Consider the following 20,841-nt stretch of genomic DNA (forward strand, 5'->3'; position numbering starts at 1 on the left):
AGTTATGAGTGTTGAAACAATCCAAAACTCATAACTCTTGAAGATTCAAAACTTTAAATAACATTTTAATCATCTTGACCATTGCTATATTTGTAAAATCTCCAGCAACGTCAGTTCGACAGCAAAGGCTTAGCGCATAACTCCTTGGCTAATCTAAACTTGACTCATCTTCATAAATTTCTACAACTTTTGTTTCTTCACTAGTCCACGCAGGTAAACTTCGTTTATAAAGCTGCTGTAGTCGCCCAGCTATCGATCAAATTCTTCTCAACTCTCTCACATGGTCAACCCAGACACCATCACAGGTACACACAACCTGAACTTAGTTATTCTCTCAATTGGTATAGCGATCGTTGCTTCATATACAGCACTCGATCTTGTGGCACAAGTCAAAACAACGTCAGGATGGCGCATAGCCCTTTGGTTGATTGGTGGTTCGCTAGCAATGGGAATTGGCATTTGGTCAATGCACTTTATTGGGATATTGGCTTATCGCTTACCCGTACCAGTCAGTTACAACTTTCCCATTGTTGGAGTGTCAATGCTTCTTGCTGTTTTCGCCTCTGGAGGTGCTTTATTCCTCGTCATTCAGGAATTGAGTTGGTTAAAGCTAGCAACTGGCAGCGTACTTATGGGGCTGAGTATTGCGGCAATGCACTACACGGGGATGCAGGCAATGCGGTTAGCAGCGACACCATTGTATAGCTTAAAAAATGTTACTTTCTCGATTGCAGTTGCAATTGGAGTTTCATTTACGGCTTTATGGTTAGCTTATCATCAAACCAAGACGATCGCTCAAGGAACGATTCGCAAGCTGGCTAGTGCAGTTGTCATGGGAATTGCGATCGCAGGAATGCACTACACCGCGATGACATCGGTCAAGTTTCAACTTTACGAGTCAACTTTGAGTGCGACACAACTGGATAACTCCATGCTTGCTGTCTCAGTTGGTGTTGCGACTCTCATATTATTAGCACTAGCATTCATCAGCGCCGCGATCGCCCAACGGATCGCGGCTGAAAATGCCAGAACTGAAATTTTGCGTCAAAGCGAAGCGCGATTTCGTGCTTTAGAACAAAACTCCTGTGATGTCATTCAAGTTGTCAATGCGGCAGGATTTATTACATACACCAGTTGTTCAATGCAACGGATTTTAGGTTACACGCCACAAGACTGCCATGAAAAACAGGCATTTACTCTTGTTTATCAAGAAGATCTTGCCCAGGCAAAAAAGTTATTGCAAGAAGCTTTGTCTCATCCTGCCGCTAATATGGTTGCTGAGTTTCGTTTACAACACGTTAGTGGAGAACCGCGTGACTTTGAAGCGATCGCCTGTAATTTACTGGCTGAACCGAGTGTTAATGGTGTTGTCATTACTTATCGCGATATTAGTAAACGCAAGCAAACTGAAGCGGATTTGTGGAATGCACTACAGCGACTGACCTTTCATGTCGAAAATTCTCCGCTTGCTGTGATTGAATGGAATCGTGATTTTCGCGTGGCGCGGTGGTCGCGTGAGGCTGAAACGCTGTTTGGTTGGCAAGCTGCAGAAGTGCTAGGAAAACTACCCAGCGAGTGGAATTTTGTTTTTCCAGAAGATCGGGCAACTGTCAGCCAAGTTATCGATCAACTTATCGATGGCAGCCAACAACGCAATGTTGCGCTCAATCGTAACTACACTAAAGATGACAAAGTCGTTTACTGTGAGTGGTACAATTCAGGATTACTCGACGAAGCGGGCAATTTAGTTTCCGTGCTGTCTTTGATTTTAGATGTCACTCAGCAAAAACAAACTGAAGCAGAACTTGTCCACCGCGCTGCTGAACTTGTTCGTCTAACTACGATGCTGGCACAAACGAATTACGATCTCCAAAAGCGCAATCAGGAACTCGATGAGTTCAGTTACGTCGTTTCCCATGACCTCAAAGCACCGTTGCGGGCGATCGCCAATTTATCTGAATGGATTGAAGAAGATCTAGAAGAAAGTTTGACAGAAGAAACTCGCCAGCAAATGAACTTATTACGCGGGCGAGTTTATCGTATGGAGGCTCTAATTAATGGTTTACTGCAATATTCGCGAGTCGGACGTGTTGAAACTCCCATGACTTCTGTGTCAGTTGCGACTCTGCTTGCAGAAGTTATTGACTCCCTAGATCCTCCAGCAACTTTTACGATTAAAGTTTCACCAAATATGCCAACGCTATGGACATATAGATTGCTCTTAGAGCAAGTATTTAGTAATCTCATCAGTAATGCTATTAAACATCACCCTAGGTTAGATGGCACAATACATATTTCATCCATAGATGTCGGTGATTTCTATCAATTCACAGTAGCTGATGATGGTGATGGAATTGCCCCAGAATATCAAGCTAAAGTGTTTGGCATTTTTCAGACATTATCTGCTCGCGACCAAAAAGAAAACACTGGGATCGGATTATCAATTGTCAAGAAAATTGTTGAAAGCCAAGGAGGTAGCATTTGGCTAGAATCTCAAGCAGGACAAGGCGCAGCATTTTACTTCACTTGGTTAAAAACTCAAAATTAAGTAATAAGAAATAGCTCAAAAGTATTAAGTATTTATTGCTAACTTCAGAAATCTTGCTAGCGATTGAGGTATATCAACAAAATTAATGGCAAAAATAAATATAAATTACAATCAAGATGAATCATAAAATGACAAACATCCTGCTTGTTGAAGATGACGAAGTGGATGTAATGAATGTCAAACGTGCTTTTAAAAAAAATAACATTACTAATCCACTTTATCTGGCAGCCAACGGCTTAGAAGCATTAGCTATGCTTCGTGGCGAAAACAGTGACTTTCAAATTCCCCACCAAAGGAGACTGGTTCTACTCGACTTAAATATGCCAAAAATGAATGGCATTGAATTTTTACGAGAACTGCGTGCTGATTCAGAACTCCGTTTCACCCCTGTGATTGTTCTGACAACATCGAACGAAGATCGTGACAAAGTAGAAGCTTACAACTTGAATGTCGCTGGATATATTCTTAAGCCAGTTACCTTCGCAAATTTTGTAGAAGCTGTGGCAACTCTCAATAAGTATTGGACGTTAAGTGAAATTCCTTAACAGCTGGCATACTCTCAACCACGCTCTTTGGCTGTTCGCCAATCACTTTCCAATACTGAATTATGGAAGAAACAGTAAAAATTCTGGTAGTTGATGATGATGAAGTTGACCGAATGGCAGTACGCCGTGCGCTAAGGGCTGCTGGCGTGCAAACTGAACTATCAGAAGTGAGTGATTGTGCAGGAGCGATCGCAATACTGCAAGCGCAATCCTTCGACTGTGTCTTTCTCGATTACTTTCTTCCCGATGGAGATGGTTTGAGTTTAGTACAGCAATTGAGATCTCTAGGAATTACAGTTCCTTTAGTCGTTTTAACAGGACAAGGAGACGAACAAATCGCTGTACAACTGATCAAAGCAGGAGCGTATGACTATCTTTCCAAAGCCAAGATATCACCAGAAAATCTAGCCCAAGTCCTCCGCCAAACAATCCGCGTGTATCGTGCTGAACAAGCTGCGGCGATCGCTAATGAACGCTTAAAAGAAAGCGAAGAACGCTATCGACTTGTTTTAGAAGGTGCCAACGATGGCATCTGGGATTGGCATTGTGCTACAAAGCAGGTTTATTGTAATGACCGCCTGCTAGAAATTTTAGGTGTATCGCGTTCAGAATTCGCTCATACAACGACAGCTTTTATGGAACGGATACACCCCGAAGATGTGCCGCATATCCGTGAAACTATTCGCAATCACTTGACAAATAACGAAAAATGTGAAGCAGAGTTTCGCTTCATTCATAGTTCAGGAGAATATCGTTACTGTCTAGCAAGAGGAAAAGCCCAACGCGATGCCAACAATTGCCCAGTGAGAATGTCAGGAGTGATCAGTGATATTACTGAGCGCAAGCAACTCGAAAATGCTTTGAGAGAAAGTGAATCGCGATTTCGCTATCTGGCAGAATCTAACGTACTTGGGATCATCATTGCAGATATGCAAGGCAAAATCCTCGATGCCAACGATGCTTTTCTACAAATGATGGGTTACACAAAGCAAGATGTCATCTCAGGATTGTACTGGAAAGACATTACCCCATCAGAATACGAGGAAATTGATCGACGAGCTGCGGCTCAAATGCGCTCGTCTCGAATACTAACGCCGTTTGAGAAAGAATACATTCGCAAAGACGGTAGTAGAGTGCCAATTCTCATCGGTGGTGCTTTGATTGATTACGTTAAAGAAATTGGCATTTGTTATGTATTAGATTTGAGCGATCGCAAGCGTTCTGAAGCAGAAATTGTGAAACTGAACCGTGACTTAGAACTACGTGTTAACGAACTCCAAACGTTATTCGATGTCATTCCTATTGGTATTGCGATCGCGCAAGATCCTGAATGTCGATATATTCGGATTAACCCAGCCCTTGCCAAATTACTCAATCATCCTGTTGATGCTACTGCTTCCAAAAGCACCCCTCTTGAAGATCAAGCATCTTTCAAAATCTACTCTAATGGTAGAGAGCTTCTAGCCACAGAGCTACCAATGCAGTATGCTGCTGCAAACGGTGTTGATGTTTTAGATCAAGAATTTGATGTTGTTACTGACAACGGTTCCTCAGTCAAACTGCTTTCCTATGCTGCACCTTTATTCAACGAGCAAGGTCAATGTCGGGGTAGCATCGGTGCTTTTCTAGATATTACCGAACGTAAGCGGATTGAAGAACAAGAACGCTTTCTCGCTGAAGCTAGCAGTTTGCTGGGACCTTCTTTAGATTACCAAACTACACTAGAAAATCTTGCTGATCTCATTGTTCCTCAGCTAGCTGATTGGTGTACCATCTATGTCGTAAACGAAGACAAAACTCTACGTCAAGTAGCGCTGACACATACCGATCCCGAAAAAGTTGAGTGGGCAAAAGAAGTTTTTAAACGTTATCCTCTCAATCCTGATGCGCTGATCGGCACACCCCAAGTTATTCGGACTGGCAAGTCAGAGTTATACTCAGAAATTCCTGATTTTGTCTTAGCTGGACTTGCCCGCGATACAGAACATCTAGAGATCTTGCGTCAGGTTGGCATGAAATCATTTATGTGTGTGCCCATGAAAGCACGAGAACGCACTTTAGGGACAATTGCCTTCTACTCAGCAGAATCGGGCAAAACCTATACACAAGCAGATCTAGCGTTTGCTGAAGATCTTGGGCGTCGTGCAGGTTTAGCAGTAGACAATGCTAAATTATTTCAGCAGGCAAATGAAATTGGTGAAAACTTACGCCAAGCATTAATCATTCTAGGAGAACAGCAGCAACAACTACGAGTATTGCAGCGAATTACTAATCTCCTCAACCAGCGTTTGACAAACTTACCAGGATTGCTACAAGTTATGGTAAGGGCAGTTTATGACGGTATTAGTGATGCTCAGTTTGCGTTGATTTTGCTGTATAACTCAGAAAGTTGCCAACTCGAATTAACCGCAACAGCTGGCGTTGGTCAAGAAAGGTTGCTGTTGATGGAGTTGTTTGATAGCGGAGATAGTTTTCTCAACCACGTTTTTCGTACTGGTGAATCGCAACTATTTAATGCGACAAGTCAGCAAGATCGCCAACATAAAACCTCTGGTACAGAAGAACCCCCAGCCGTTGAGTTACCAGCTGCCATTCAGGCTGTCGCAATTGAATCTGCCTCTGCCGGAAGATTGGGAGTTTTAGCAATTGGTAGCTGGGAAAATCCCGAAGCTTTCGATATCGAAGACCAAAATTTATTAACGGCTGTAGGCGAACAAGCGGCGATCGCAATTAATAATGCCCGTATGATTGGCGTACTCGAAGAACGCGAAGAACGCTTAGCAATTCAAAACCAAATATTGGCACGACAAAACCGCGAACTCGAACTTAACCGCCAGCGCATTGAACAACAAAACCTGCAACTCATCGAAGCTGCACGCCTCAAGTCACAATTTTTAGCGACAATGTCGCACGAACTGCGCACTCCCATGAATGCTATTATCGGTTTTGCTCAAGTCTTGCTACGACAACGCACCGCATCACTCAGCACTACGCAAGTCGAAATGGTAGAGCGCATCCTCAACAATGGCAAAAACTTACTCGCACTCATTAACGATATTCTCGATCTTTCTAAAATTGAAGCTGGGCGGCTGGAACTTATCCCAGAAGAGTTTGACATAGCCCAACTCATCAACTCTACCGTTGCTGAATTGCAACCACTTGCCGAACAAAAACAATTAAAGTTAAATGTTGTTACTAGTATTAATGACTCTACTATAGTCAATGACAGTGTTCGCTTGCGACAAGTGCTTGTTAACCTGCTATCGAATGCAATTAAATTTACCGAAACGGGTTCAGTAGAAATCAGTGTTTGCGAACCGGAACCTATGCAGCTACTTCTCAGTGTGAAAGATACCGGAATTGGGATTGCCGAGGCTGACTTACCCAATATTTTTGAGGAATTTCGCCAAATCGATCAAACAACAACACGCAAGCATGGTGGTACTGGTTTAGGACTCGCTATTACTAAGTCTTTAGTACAAATGATGCAAGGCACCATTTCTGTTGACAGCAAATTAGGTCAAGGCTCTAATTTTCAGATTAACCTCCCCCGACAAGTCACGTCGCAAGAGATAGACTAAAACCGGATAATTTTTGATACGCTAAGGTTAACAAGACAAATAAGTCGAGCATGAGCAAAGTTATTGCTTAGTGTAGAATCTAGTTTTATTCTATATAAAAATAAAAATGTTAGGATGCGACATCATCGTCGTTGGAGCCTCTGCTGGAGGAGTTGAAGCCTTAGAGCAACTTATTCGTAATTTGCCTCCTAGCTTACCAGCTGCAATATTTATTGTCCTTCACATACCAGCACACAGTAAGAGTGTACTGCCAAGTATTTTAAATCGTTGCATCAAAAAGCACCACAAGGAGAATTCTCTACTCAAGGCTATTCACCCAAAAGATGGTGATGCTATTCAACATAACCAAATTTACATTGCTCCACCCGATCAGCATCTCCTCGTTAAAGACGGCTACATTCGTCTAGCACGCGGTCCCAAAGAAAATAGCCACCGCCCCGCAGTCGATCCTTTATTTCGTACAGCGGCAAAAATCTACAAACAACGTGTTGTGGGTGTCATCCTATCGGGTACGCTCGACGATGGGACTGCAGGTTTAATGGCGATCAAACAGCAAGGGGGGATTGCGATCGCTCAAGATCCGCAAGAGACGCTTTATTCAGGAATGCCGCGCAGTGCGATAGAAAACGTGGCAGTTGACCATGTTTTACCCGTAGCTAAAATCGCATCTGTCTTAGTTGAGTTGGCGAACAAACCCCAAGAAAACACAGGAGCCGCAGCCGTGTCAAATGAAATGGAAATAGAGGCTGATATGGCAGAATTAGAGTTAGGGGCAATGCAACGTTTGGAACGCCCAGGAAAACCCTCATCTTTTGGTTGCCCAGAGTGTGGAGGGGTACTATGGGAACTCAAAGACGGAAACTTAGTTCGCTTCCGCTGTCGTACAGGTCATGCCTACTCTACTAATAGCTTACTCGCAGAACAATCTGAGGCTTTAGAAGAAGCACTGTGGAATGCGCTACGCGCGTTAGAAGAAAAAGCCGCACTCTCACAACGATTGGCAACTCAAGCCCGCGATCGCGATCGACCATATTCAGCACAACGCTTTCAAACACAAGGAGACGATGCACAAGCACGAGCAACGCTTGTTCGTCAACTGCTCCTTAAAGGTGAAGGAAATGGTAAATTGCCATTAGTCAATGGTCAAGTTGGTTCGCCAGAAATTGTCACTCCAACTCCACAAGAAGAGAGCAACAAAGAACTTAATCCTGCTGCTGCATCCTTTCCGATCATCGCAATTGGTGCCTCGGCAGGTGGAATTAAAGCGCTCAGTGAAGTGCTATCGCCATTAGGTGCAGACTTTCCCGCTGCAGTTACAGTAGTACAACATTTGTACCCGCATTATCGCAGCCACCTAGCACATATCCTCTCTCAGCGGATAGCTTTACCCGTTAAGGAAGCAGAACAAGGCGATCAGTTGCTACCAGGTAAAGTCTATATTGCACCGCCGAATAAGCATTTACTCGTGACTGCAAACAACACGCTGTGTTTGTCGGATGCTCAGCTTGTACACTTTGTCCGCCCCTCTGCTGATTTACTGTTTGAATCGGTCGCAGCTAGTTTTCAACAACAGGCGATCGCAGTAATACTGACAGGTACAGGAAGTGATGGTGCAATGGGTATCCGCGCGATTAAACACATGGGAGGAAAAGCGATCGCGCAAGATCGCGCCAGTTCAGAATTCTTTGGTATGCCTGGAGCCGCGATTGATACGGGGAGTGTTGATTGGGTTGTTCCCTTGCAAGAGATTGCTTCTGTCTTAACACGTTTAGTGACGCATGCTGAAGAACCATTGGATTTATAGATAGCTCGCAAATGACCCAAGAAGTTGAAGCTTTGCTTAACTACATCAAGCGTAACCGTGGATTTGACTTCACAGGTTATAAACGACCAAGCTTAATCCGCCGCATTCAAAAACGGATGCAGGAAATCGACATTAATAGCTACAGCAATTACATGGATTACCTGGAGGTGCATCCCCAGGAATTTACTTGCTTGTTCAACACAATTTTAATTAACGTTACCTCTTTTTTTCGCGATCCTGAGGTGTGGGAGTATATAGGCGCAGAAATTGTGCCGCAGATTATTGCCCGCAAGGAGTTTTCCGATCCAATCCGCATCTGGAGTGCAGGATGTGCTGCAGGACAAGAAGCCTATACTTTGGCGATCATTCTCGCACAAGCAATGGGAGATGAACAGTTTCGCTCGCGAGTCAAAATTTATGCAACAGATGTTGATGAAGAGGCATTAAATCAAGCTCGCCATGCTACATACAATGCTAAAGAAGTCACAGGTCTTTCTGCTGAACTGTTAGAACGCTATTTTGATTGCGCGGATCAGATGTATACCTTTCGCAAAGACTTGCGTCGCGCGGTGATTTTTGGGCGTCACGATTTAGTCCAAGATGCCCCCATCTCGCGCATCGACTTATTAACATGCCGCAACGCTTTGATGTATTTCAATGCTGAAGCACAAGCAAGAATTATAAATCGCTTTCACTTTGCGCTGAATAATACTAGTGGCTTTTTCTGTTTAGGCAAAGCCGAGATGTTACTTAGCCACAGCAATAGCTTTACCCTCATCGATCTCAAGCGGCGCATTTTTACCAAGCTAGCAAAGATGAATAACCGCGATCGCTTGTTACTGATGAATCAAAAGCATAGTAACGATGAAGCTCCGCAAAATTTGACTAGTTACGGACGTTTGCGGGATACCGCTTTCAATATATCTCCTGTACCACAAATAATTGTGGATAACAAGGGCGTTGTTACTTTAATTAATGAAAGAGCGCGGAGTTTGTTTGGATTAAGCTACGAAGATGTGGGTCGTCTGTTGCAAGATTTAGAACTATCGTATCGTCCAGTCGAGTTACGTTCGTGCATTGAGCAAGCGGCTAGCGATCGCCGTCCCAATATTCACAAAGACGTAGAGTGGACAACTCCTGCGGGCGATACTCAATTTTTTGATGTTCAAGTAGCACCACTGTTAGACATCAACAGTCAGATGCTCGGCGTCAGTGTCACCTTCAATGATGTCACCCGTGCCAAACGATTGCAATACGAACTTGAGCATTCCAATCAAGAGTTGGAGATGGCTTATGAAGAATTACAGTCCACGAATGAAGAACTAGAGACAACCAATGAAGAACTACAATCTTCCAACGAGGAACTAGAGACAACCAACGAGGAACTTCAGTCCACGAACGAAGAATTAGAAACAATGAACGAAGAACTGCAATCGTCTAATGAAGAATTACAGACAATCAACGAAGAACTGCGATCGCGCAGCGAGGAACTCAACTCAGTTAATGCATTTTTGGAGTCAATTCTGACAAGTTTGCGTTGTGCTGTAGTCGTAGTAGACCGCGACTTCCTCATTCAAGTATGGAGTGACAAAGCCGAAGACATGTGGGGTTTACGCGCGCTTGAAGTTCAAGGACAACACTTTCTCAACATCGATATTGGTTTACCAGTAGATCAGATAAAGCAACCAATCCGCACCTGTCTAGTGGGTGAATCTAAATGTATAGAAATTATCTTAGAAGCTATAAATCGTCGTGGTAAATCAATTCAGTGTAATGTCACTTGTACGCCGTTGCTGGGCATAACTAAAGAAATTCGGGGGGTAATTATGCTGATTGAAGAACGTGCGAGTACAGAGACGTAAATAATTATTATTCACAATTATTTTCCTATTTATCCCAGATATAAGCTTCGATTTAAGAACAGTATTGACTTCTCAGCAATTTATATTTTTGTTTATAAATTTATTTTCATCCTTTCAGAGGACTTTCTCTCCTCTTTAAATAGATAGTATTTCAACTATCAGTAAACCAATTTAATTAAATGTAGGATAGCAGTCTCGGCTGTCGCGGTCAGGCGTGTTTAACCTACCTCGCAAAAAAATAAAAAACATTAAAGTATAAAAAGTTAAAAGTGAATACAGACAAGTTTTCTTATCAACTCAAATCGATGTGCGATCGCGCTGCTAAACTTTATCAGCAGACGAGTTTACCATCGTATCAGACCCCCGAACTAGCATCTGACTCGCTCGAAGAGCTGCGGATCGCCGTTGAAGAATTGCACGTTGCGGAAGAAGAACTCCTTCAGCAAAATGAAGAGCTAATGATTACGCGCGCTCAGTTAGAAGCACAAACTAAGCGCTATCAAGAATTATTTGAGTTTGCTCCAGATAGTTACTTAGTGACAGATACATTTGGCATCATCAAAGAAGCAAATCGCGCTGCTGCTACAATGCTCCATGTCCCGCAACAGTTTCTTGTAAGTAAGCCACTGATTAATTTTATTCCTTACGAGGAACGTAGCATATTTCGTGCCAAACTGCAACAGCTACACAATACCCATCGGTTACAAGAGTGGGAAATACGTGTTTCTCCACGCCACAGTACTGAATTGGATGCAGCGCTAACTGTAGATACCATCCGCGATAGCGAAGGTAATGCAGTGGGCTGGCGTTGGCTAATGCGAGACATTACAGCACGCAAACAAGCTGAGGCAAAACTACGCGACATTGAATTACAAAACTTACAACTGCAAGAAACCGCACGCATAAAATCGCACTTTTTAGCAATTATGTCTCACGAACTTCGCAGCCCAATGAATGCAATTATTGGTTTTTCGCAACTACTGCTGCGTAGTCCGTACGATCGCCTGTCTCCTCAGCAACAAAATATGGTACAGCGCATTCTCAATAGTGGAAGACATTTGCTGCGTCTTATCGACGATGTTTTAGATTTTTCTAGATTAGAAGCAGGTCATCTCGAATTACAATCCGAAGAGTTCAACTTGACAGAACTCGTAAGCGCTACCACAGAAGAAATGCATTCCTTAGTTGAGCAGAAGAACTTAAAGTTGCAATTACAATTAAACTTGCAAAACTCACTTGTTGTGAATGACAAACATCGCTTACGCCAAGTCTTGATTAATTTACTTTCAAACGCGATTAAATTTACAAACGTTGGCAGTATTCAAGTTGATGTATGGGAACTTTCTCCCGAACGAATTGCGATCGCAGTTCAAGATACAGGAATTGGCATTGCCCAAGCAGATCTTCAAGACATTTTTACAGAGTTTCGCCAAGCAAATCAAACGCTTGTCCGCCAACACGGTGGTACTGGTTTAGGGTTAGCAATTACAGATAGATTAGTACAAATGATGCACGGGTTGATTAGTGTCACCAGTGAGTTAGGTCAAGGTTCTACTTTTCAAGTCGAGATCCCACGAAGAGTGTCTTTATAACAATTACCAAATTACAGATCTATGCTTCTTGCTGCAATACGCAATTTAGCAGAGCGCGATCGCGGGTTAGTTGCTAATTCATCTTCTTGGGGTGTAATAGGTTTTTTCGTCAGTACTTGCAACAAAGGTGAATTGCGTAAACTATGCTTGACAATCCGATCTTCTAAACTGTGAAAACTGATAATCGCAATTTTGCCTTGTGGTAGTAACCAATTAGGGGCGCAGTTTAAGAACGTTTCTAAAACATTTAACTCATCATTAACAACAATTCGCAAAGCTTGAAAAACACGGGTAGCAGGATGAATTCTACCGTAACGATATTGTCGAGGAACACTATAAGCGATCGCCTCTGCTAATGCAGTAGTTGTGTGAAATGGACGCTGTTCGACAATCCGACGCGCAATGCGTCGTGACAATCGTTCCTCACCATATTTAAAGAAAATATCTGCTAGTTGCGACTCATCCCAATGATTAATAACTTCAGCCGCAGTTAGCGATCGCTGTTGATTCATCCGCATATCTAAAGGTGCTTCATGGCGAAAACTAAAGCCCCGTTCCGGCGCATCAAAATGATGCGAACTCACGCCTAAATCGGCAACTATCCCATCAAATTGAACATTAGGTTGATATTCCGCAAAATTCCCGTGCCAAAATTGGACGCGTTCTTTATATGGTGCGAGGGTTTCTTTTGCTGCGGCGATCGCTTGTTTGTCTTGATCAATTGCTGTCAAGCGCACATCTGGGGCTGCTGCTAAAATTAAGCGACTATGACCCCCACCACCAACTGTTGCATCAAGATAATGTCCACCAGAACGCACTGCTAACCCTGCAAGCAACTCCCGACTTAATACTGGTACGTGAACAAACGCAGGTTGATCGAGCAGTTCGTCAGTTGTCATCTTAAGTCATCTTAGTAAATAGACTAACCAAATTAAATATAAGATGTAGGGTAGGCATCTTGTCTGCTTGCCTCCTGCTCACTCAATAGACTTGCATGAATCGTAAATGCCCTACGACTGAAGTCGGGGCTACACAAACGAAGTTGACGAGCGCACACTATTAGTATGAGTTTTATGAGTAAGTCCACGGAGGTGGACTTTGTCTGTATAGCGGCGAATTCATTCGCACTTGCATTCATGCGCATAGGTCTATTTAACCACTACTAGCTACAAGCATCTCACCTTTAAGCATACGAGCTGCACCATCAAGCAGAACTTCTTCTAAATATGGCTTTGTAAAATAGCCACTAGCACCGAGTTGAATTGCCATTTGACGATGGCGTTCCGCACCTCGTGAAGTCAGCATGGCGATCGGAATCTCATTGAGAGTAACATCTTGCTGCAAGCGTGACAATAATTCCAAACCATCCATTCTCGGCATTTCAATATCACAGAAGATCAGATCGCATGGTAAACCATCACGCAGCTTATCCCAAGCCTCTTGACCATCACGCGCTTGTTCGACGCGGTAGCCAGCTTTATTAAAGGTAAGAGAGAGTAGTTCGCGTACTGTAATTGAGTCGTCAACAATCAAGACGGTAGGTTCAGACTTGACATCTGCTGTAACTGGCTGGATAGGAGTCGCACTAGCAGTCCATAGCTTATTGCTGCGTTGTTGAATGCGTCCAAGTGATAAGTCAATTAATTCTAATACGTCTGCAATGGGCATGACGTGACCATCTCCGAGAATTGTCGCCCCAGCAATACCAACTGGTTTTGACACTGGGGCTTCAAATTGCTTAATCACAATTTCCTGTTCGCCCAGAACTTGGTCTACTTGCAGTGCCATAAATGTCTCTGCAGAACGCAATATGATAACAGAAACCAAGTCATCTTCGCGATTGCTACCGTAGACGTTACCACGACCTAGGACGCGGTTGTAATTCAATAACTCTTTTAATGGTCGCAATGGTAGCAGAGAATCCCGCCAGGCAACACCAGGTTGACCGTCCTCTAACTTCACTACCGCTGATGTTGAGATGTCCATCATATCTTCGACACCATCCATCGGAAATGCAATTCGTGCTTTATCACTCAAGCAGCACAGTGCTTTACAAATGCTTAAAGTTAGTGGTAAGCGAATTGTAAACGTTGTTCCTTTATCCAAGGTTGAATCAGTATTAATCGTTCCCCGCATTTCTTGCAAACTGGTGCGTACGACGTCCATTCCCACACCACGACCTGCAAATTCATCAACTTGGTCTTTGGTACTAAAGCCAGGATGAAATAGTAAATCATATACATCCCCTGGTGACATTGTTCGGGCTTCAGCAACCGTGATTAATCCTTTTTGAATTGCTTTGGTCAACACGCGGTCAGGATCAATTCCAGCACCATCATCAGCAACGGAAATGACAGTTTGGTTTCCTTGATGAAAGGCACGGATCGTAATTGTACCTACAGGTGGTTTACCCTTGGCAATACGTTCTTCAGGAGTTTCAATACCGTGCGTAATCGAATTATTGACCAAGTGTGTCATGGGGTCATAGAGTTGCTCTAGAATCACCTTATCAATCAAGGTGTCGCGACCCTCTAGTTTGAGTTCCGCTTGTTTGCCGTATTTGAGTGTAATTTCTTTAACAGCACGAGGTAAGCGATCGGCAATCTGTGAAAAGGGAATCATCCGCGATCGCGTAATGCCCTCTTGCAGCTGAGTTGTCACCTGACGAAATTGACGGGCAACTTGTTCGGTTTCATCTGTCACAAACTCAATATCTGAAGCTGACTCGCGCACTCGCACAATCATTTCAATCATTTCTTGGGATAACGTATGAAAGCCCGTGAAACGATCCATTTCTAAGGCGTCAAAATCCATCCCTGTGGCATGACGTTCAGGTGTTTTCTCCGTATTCTCAACCTCAGAACGAGAAGGCGAACGGCTACTCAGCAAAGAAGCTTCCAGAAGCGATCGCTCGTACAGTTCCTGCATCTTAATTCCTAACTCATTGAGCTGTTGCACTCGATGTAGGAGATTCTCCGTAAACTGACGCATTCTCTGTTGATCTTGTTCTAAGCTGTTGCGATTGACAACCAGTTCTCCTACTAAGTTACTAATGCCATCTAGTTGCTTAACCGAAACCCGCATCGTTTGTTCAAATGCAACTTTGCGGGACACATTTCCAGATGTTTTAGTTATTGGTTCTGGTATGGATTTGTTTTGCTTAGGTGCCTCTTCAAGTAGTGTATCAAGGTCAGCAAAGTCATTTTCTCCTAGAGCATTCTCTGCTGCATCAATATTTGCATCCAAAAGAGCATCCAGATCTGCAAAACCATCTGTATTCTCGGTTACTTGTGCTACATCTGTATCAAGCAATGCTTCTAACTCATCGAATTCATTGCTGGTTTCTTCATCTGGCACAACTTCTGGTGTATCAAGCTCATCTTCATCTAACAAAGCTTCTAAGTCTGTAAAATCTGCTTCCTCAGAAAAAGATTGGATAACAGTTTGCATCTCAAGTTGTTCGGAACTAGCAGTAATTCTTGAGTGATTTTCTAAGTTCAGGTTTGATGAAATGCTATCTAGTTCAGATATAGTTACTTCTGCAGAGATAAGAGTATCTTGATTGTCTGAATCAGATTCACTTAAACTATTAGTCAAATTAGTTTCTAAATCTATATTATTGGAGAAATTACTGTCTTGAAAACAAAAGACTTCTAAGTCAATTTGCTCTTTGTCTTGATAATCTTTGGTACTATTTTCTAATGATATTTGTTGATTTTTTTCTGGATTGCTTTTTGCTAAATCTTCTACTTCCTTGGTAATTTCAAAAGTTTCTAGACTAGAAAACAAGTTATTAAATTCAATTTCCGCCTCAGATAAAGAGATAATTTCTTCAGCCCCTGGATTAAGAAAATCATTAAAATTGAATTCATTAGATAAGGCAATATCTATTTTATTATCTACGTCGAAATAATTAGATTCTTCTAAAGATTGAAGCTCAGCAGATAAACCTATATCTAGCCCATCTAGCGATAATTCATCTACTAAACTCGGCTCTGATAAGTTGCTGCAATCCTCACTAGCTAAATGAGATTCCTCTATATTTTCATGCTTTTTTGCCTCAACATTTTGCTGAGCAAATATCTCATCGAAATTTAAACTGTGCTGTTCTGATTCCGGCAGCATAATACTTATATAAATAATTTTAATAATACTAAAATATCTTATGTAGAAAAGTTAACTGGAAATGAACTTTTTTAATAATGGCAAGTGAGACTGTTGTTTCCCACTGCCATTTTTTACCTATAAGATACAGAAGTTATGACATGATGTCTATCGATGTAACTTATTAGCAGAAAGCGCTTTCAGTTGATCTGTTGTTGCAACTTCATTGAGACGACCTGCTAAGACTAATTCTTGTGATTGCTTGAGATCTTTGATAATAACTGGTGCTAGTGTACGGTAGTTGTTGTCGCAATTAGCGATCGCTCTTGATGCAGCTTCACAAACTTTAGACCAACCAGATAGTTGAAATTGCTCACCTAATTGTAATAATTGTTGACAATGTTCTTGTAACTGTTGACGGCTTTGCGATGTCTCAGGTTGCTTAAATAACTGCAGCATTTCTCGTAATCTTTGCAAGACTTGACTTTGAAAAACTGGGAGCAAATCGCGACTGAATGTAGAATTATGATTGTGCGAATCAGCGTTACGCTCAGAGGTTTGTGCAAGTAGCTGTAAATGATTGTTGAGTTCAGTAAATATTGGTTCAGTTTGTGCCATTAGATCGCTAACAACTTCATGAGGAAGCGATAATGAGCTTTCCAAATGTTTAATGAGTTCTTGCAAAGTATCAAATACTTTAAGAAGTAGTGATTCTAGTTTTTGATCAATTTGAATTGTTGGATTTTCTTTGAGAATTTTGAAATAGTCTTCCAAGCGATGTGCTGTCTGTTGGATACTGTCAAACCCTAGCATAGCTGCGCCACCTTTTACAGAATGAGCTGCTCGAAAAAGTGCATTAATCATTTCTGAGTCTGAGAGTGTATCTTGAAGATTAACCAACCCTTGCTCAATGGTGTTTAGGTGGTCGTTAGCCTCATCGATAAAGTAGCCTAAAATTCGCTGTTCTTGTTCTTGTACCATAAGAATTTTATTGTAATTAATTGAACAAAAATATACTTACGCTATTGAGTCAGTAACTAGATACGAGCCACTTAATATTTAATTAGATTCTGTTGTTTCTACGCGGAATCGCTCTACAGAGTTGAGTAGATCGCCTGCTACTTTCACAAGATTGATCAAAGAGCCGGAAACTCGCTGTGCTTCTTGAGAGTTAGCTTGAGCAGTTAATTCTACAGATTGCATGACAGAGGCAACTGCAAGTGATGTATCGGTTTGTGCAACTGTTTCTGCAGTAATCGAGCCAACAAGTGTATCGATGCGATTAGAAACTTGAACAATGTCTTCTAGCGATCGCTTAGCTTGTTCTGCTAAGTGCGTTCCTTGAATAACTTGTTGCGTACCTTCTTCCATTGCTGTCATAACTGAACCCGTTTCGCTCTGAATTTGCTTCACGATTTGTTCAATTTCTCGTAATGCTTTAGCTACTCGATCTGCTAGTTGGCGAACTTCATCAGCTACAATAGCAAAACCCCTTCCTGCTTCACCCGCACGAGCAGCCTCAATACTCGCATTCAGTGCTAATAAATTCGTCCGCGAAGCAATTTGAGAAATCAATGCCACAATCTTAGAAATTTCTTGAGATGATTCGGCAAGCCTCTTGACTTTGCGTGTTGTTTCTGCAACTGTTTGGCGAATTTCTGAAATACCTGCAACAGTTCTTTCTACTGCCTCTCCACCTTTTAAAGCCGTTGTTGATGCTGAGCGTGCTACTGTTTCTGCTTCTCTGGCACTTTCTGCAACTCTTTGAATTCCTTCAGTCATTACCTGCACTGAATTGAGTGTAACAGCGAGTTCTTCAGCTTGGCGTAATGCTTCAGAAGAGAGACTTTGAGCAAATGTCTCACTGTCCGTTGCACCTTTACTAACCTGCTTGGCAGCAATTTTTACCTGTTGTACAATTTCTCTAAGACTTTGAATAGTCAAATTAAACGAGTCAGCAACAGCACCCATCACATCAGCACTGACTTCAGCACGCACAGTCAAATCTCCACGCGCTGCTCCTTCAACATCATCAAGTAACCGCATTACCTGACGTTGCAGATTTTCTTTTTCTTCTTCTTGTTCTTGAGCTTTATGCTGCGCTTCTCTCGTCGTTGCTTGAATGACATATGCCATTTCATTAAACTTAGCAACAAGTTGTCCCAACTCGTCTTGAGAGGCTGCTTGGGGAGTGAAATTACCTTCTCTCAAAGCATCAAACTGTAGATACAAATCTGCGGTTGTGCGTTTAATTTGTTTAGTTGTAATTTGTCCGAGAAAGCGTGTTGTTGCAAAACCTGCAACTCCAGCAGCAGCAGCAAGCATCCAACCAGTATTTCTCACTGCTGATCGACTCGGTACAGGAGACATAAACGAGCTACCTAAGCTGAGTGCTGCCACAACAACCGCAGAGACAACGCCTACACTACTCGCAGTTAGCCATTGTTTTTTTTCTAAAGAGGCACTCTCAAACTGCTGACGCCATTTAGGAGTGTCACTTTGAGGCGTTGCTGAAGGATCGTGAGATAAGACAGGTACATCGGCGATTGCATCAGACGTTGGAATAGCATCAACTTCACTATTTGTATCGTGAGATACCTCATTTGTTGATAAATCAAATTCAGAAATATTGCCTAGATCTTCAAAGGCATCAAATTCTGCAATACTAAATTCCTCAGTGTCCTGAATTGATGTCATAACAGAATCTGCATTAGGATGATCCAAGCTATTTACAGGAATTCTTGAGCCAAAGGTATCTTCAATTGTTCTGTCTGCAGCAGGACTGAGTTGTTCTATTTCTTCTATCTGAAGCTTTGTCGGAGACAATAATAGAGTTTGATCTTCAACCTCCTCTGCAAATAACAGGCGCGACTCATCTGCCTCAAAATTCTGTGGAGTTGAGTAACCAAAAGTATCTTCAATTTCAGAGGTTTCTACTTCTTCTAGATTAGGAAAATCCTCGATTGATGTCGGTTGTACCCCAAGATCTGTGCTCCAAGCTTCTTCAGTAGTTGCAAACGACAAGTAGGACTCATTTGGTAAATTATCATCTTGTAGCGTCGTTTTACCAATCGACGACCGATCTGATTGAGGTTCTACAAAAGGATCGATAAAAGCATCGATTGATGTGGCATCATTGGAGCGATCGTCTATTGAGTTAGTAAAAGTATGCTCAAACGGTTGCTCAAATTCTGAAATAGCAGGTGTATTGTAGTCAAAATGTTCAAAATCAGCAGAACTGCCAGGATCAGCGTCTTCAAATGTTGCTTCGTTTTCTTGATGTTGCTCGCTGTTGAAGTTTATCTGATCGCCAGCAGTATCCATTAATAAATAAGTGTCTTCAAACTCTTTTTCTGAATAATTTGTATAGCCACTTGATAGCTGTGAGCTTTCGTGTTGAAGAATAGACTCTATAGCTTCGTTGGCACAATCAACTATGTCTGAATCTTCTGTAAGATTTAAAACGGTGCGATACTCTTCTTGAGCTTGATCGTACTGTTGATATATACAGTAAATATGACCCCGTAACAGATGAGCATTCGCATCATCAGGAAACTCTTGTAGTAATCGCTCCACAATAGCTACTGCTATTTCATAGTTTCCTTGAATGTATGCTTTTTGTGCCTCTTGGTATTCCTGATCTTGATTGATACTTAGTGTCATTTGCCGTCTCCGCTTGCCTTAATTTCATACTGCTGCCCATCGATTACTCCGTAAGATTGCTTTTTGGTCGAGCAGTCGGAGACACTGATGGGTGCGATCGCCTAATAACCACTCACCCCGCAAATAGGGATTTATACTATCTGTTGTTGCTGTCGGTTGCTGGATTGCCTCAACATCTAACCACTCCATGCCGACAATTTGTTCTACCGCTAACCCCACGATTATTTCTTGATCTTCAACCGCAATAATCGGAATTTCTGCCCGATCTGTATTGACAGCAGACGTTTCACCTAAAAATTGCCCTAAGTCAGCTACCCACAGAACTCTTCCACGTAAATTTAATGTCCCTAGCATTAATGGAGAAGCATTAGGAATAGGTGTAATCCGATCTGGCGGTGCAGAAAGTACTTCTCTAATTGCCATTGCACTGAAGGCTAACTCTTGACCAGATGTAAGATAAAAGCGTAAATGTAGCTCTCCCTCTGGTCTTTCTAATTCTTGAAGCTGAGTTGAAGCTTGCTCTGGAGTACTACTTGTTAATAATTCTAGATTACCGACCATAAGGTTAATTTATCCTTGCAGTAATTGTTTAACCGTTCCTAAAAATTCATTTGATTGAAAAGGTTTAACAATATATGCATCAGCACCTTGTTTCATTCCCCAATGACGGTCAAATTCTTCACCTTTTGTCGAACACATAATAACTCGGACATTTTGAGTTTTTGGGTCAGTTTTTAGCTTGCGGCAAAGCTCATAACCATTCATCCTTGGCATGACAACATCAAGCACTACGATTGATGGACAAGATACCTGGATCTGTTCTAAAGCTTCAACTCCATCATGGGCTACAGTAACTTGTAAACCACTCCTTTGTAAGAGTTGTATAATAATTTCTCTTTGTGTAGGACTATCTTCCACAACTAGAACTGTTGCCATATTTATTAACTTATCTCCTGTATAAAATTTGGTAGTTCAGGAATCAACTACTGTTTAATTTTCTAGAAAATATGAATTAGCTCTTAATGCTTTAACGTTGCATATACAATTAAAAATAAACTTAATGTGATAATGAATTTAAAAATAATTTGTTATACTGTCACAGAAAATTCTTAACTACAAAACTAAGTTAACGCTAACTAAAT

12 protein-coding genes are annotated in these 20,841 nt (G+C 42.0%); 6 read left to right on the top strand and 6 right to left on the bottom strand.

The window, feature by feature from the left end:
* The first annotated feature begins 280 nt into the window (after positions 1-280).
* The 6 genes from IQ230_RS05865 to IQ230_RS05890 all read left to right on the top strand — a co-directional run bounded on the left by IQ230_RS05865 (position 281) and on the right by IQ230_RS05890 (position 11,932).
* Positions 281-2,548, top strand: a complete 2,268-nt coding sequence (locus tag IQ230_RS05865; RefSeq protein WP_193931125.1) for an MHYT domain-containing protein — start codon at positions 281-283, stop codon at positions 2,546-2,548.
* A gap of 128 nt (positions 2,549-2,676) precedes the next feature.
* Positions 2,677-3,093: a response regulator gene (locus IQ230_RS05870; protein WP_322742292.1), complete on the top strand. Its 417-nt coding sequence runs from the start codon at positions 2,677-2,679 to the stop codon at positions 3,091-3,093.
* 62 nt (positions 3,094-3,155) lie between these two features.
* Positions 3,156-6,674 carry a PAS domain S-box protein gene (locus tag IQ230_RS05875; RefSeq protein ID WP_193931127.1) on the top strand — a complete coding sequence of 1,173 codons (3,519 nt, stop codon included), beginning with the start codon at positions 3,156-3,158 and terminating at the stop codon, positions 6,672-6,674.
* 106 nt (positions 6,675-6,780) lie between these two features.
* Positions 6,781-8,478, top strand: a complete 1,698-nt coding sequence (locus IQ230_RS05880) for a chemotaxis protein CheB (protein WP_193931128.1) — start codon at positions 6,781-6,783, stop codon at positions 8,476-8,478.
* An 11-nt stretch (positions 8,479-8,489) separates the two neighbouring features.
* A complete protein-coding gene (locus IQ230_RS05885) occupies positions 8,490-10,340 on the top strand; it encodes a CheR family methyltransferase (protein ID WP_193931129.1) in 1,851 nt (616 codons plus the stop codon).
* A gap of 269 nt (positions 10,341-10,609) precedes the next feature.
* Positions 10,610-11,932, top strand: coding sequence for a PAS domain-containing sensor histidine kinase (locus IQ230_RS05890; protein WP_322742293.1), 1,323 nt, complete (start codon positions 10,610-10,612; stop codon positions 11,930-11,932).
* An 11-nt stretch (positions 11,933-11,943) separates the two neighbouring features.
* Here IQ230_RS05890 and rsmH read toward each other — a convergent pair whose 3' ends face one another.
* From rsmH to IQ230_RS05915, 6 genes are all read right to left on the bottom strand, one after another.
* Positions 11,944-12,831, bottom strand: coding sequence for a 16S rRNA (cytosine(1402)-N(4))-methyltransferase RsmH (rsmH, locus tag IQ230_RS05895; RefSeq protein WP_193931130.1), 888 nt, complete (start codon positions 12,829-12,831; stop codon positions 11,944-11,946).
* Positions 12,832-13,084: 253 nt separating this feature from the next.
* On the bottom strand, positions 13,085-16,057 hold the full coding sequence (locus IQ230_RS05900; protein ID WP_228054626.1) for a hybrid sensor histidine kinase/response regulator: 2,973 nt from the start codon (positions 16,055-16,057) through the stop codon (positions 13,085-13,087).
* Positions 16,058-16,204: 147 nt separating this feature from the next.
* Complete coding sequence (locus IQ230_RS26415) at positions 16,205-17,017, bottom strand: Hpt domain-containing protein (protein WP_228054627.1); 813 nt, start codon at positions 17,015-17,017, stop codon at positions 16,205-16,207.
* Positions 17,018-17,095: 78 nt separating this feature from the next.
* A complete protein-coding gene (locus IQ230_RS05905; protein WP_193931131.1) occupies positions 17,096-19,699 on the bottom strand; it encodes a methyl-accepting chemotaxis protein in 2,604 nt (867 codons plus the stop codon).
* A gap of 24 nt (positions 19,700-19,723) precedes the next feature.
* On the bottom strand, positions 19,724-20,260 hold the full coding sequence (locus tag IQ230_RS05910) for a chemotaxis protein CheW (RefSeq protein WP_193931132.1): 537 nt from the start codon (positions 20,258-20,260) through the stop codon (positions 19,724-19,726).
* Between the two features lie 9 nt (positions 20,261-20,269).
* Complete coding sequence (locus IQ230_RS05915) at positions 20,270-20,635, bottom strand: response regulator transcription factor (protein WP_099701844.1); 366 nt, start codon at positions 20,633-20,635, stop codon at positions 20,270-20,272.
* Positions 20,636-20,841: the final 206 nt, after the last annotated feature.

The organism is Gloeocapsopsis crepidinum LEGE 06123, from assembly GCF_015207655.1.
GTDB classification, from domain to species: Bacteria; Cyanobacteriota; Cyanobacteriia; order Cyanobacteriales; family Chroococcidiopsidaceae; genus Gloeocapsopsis; species Gloeocapsopsis crepidinum.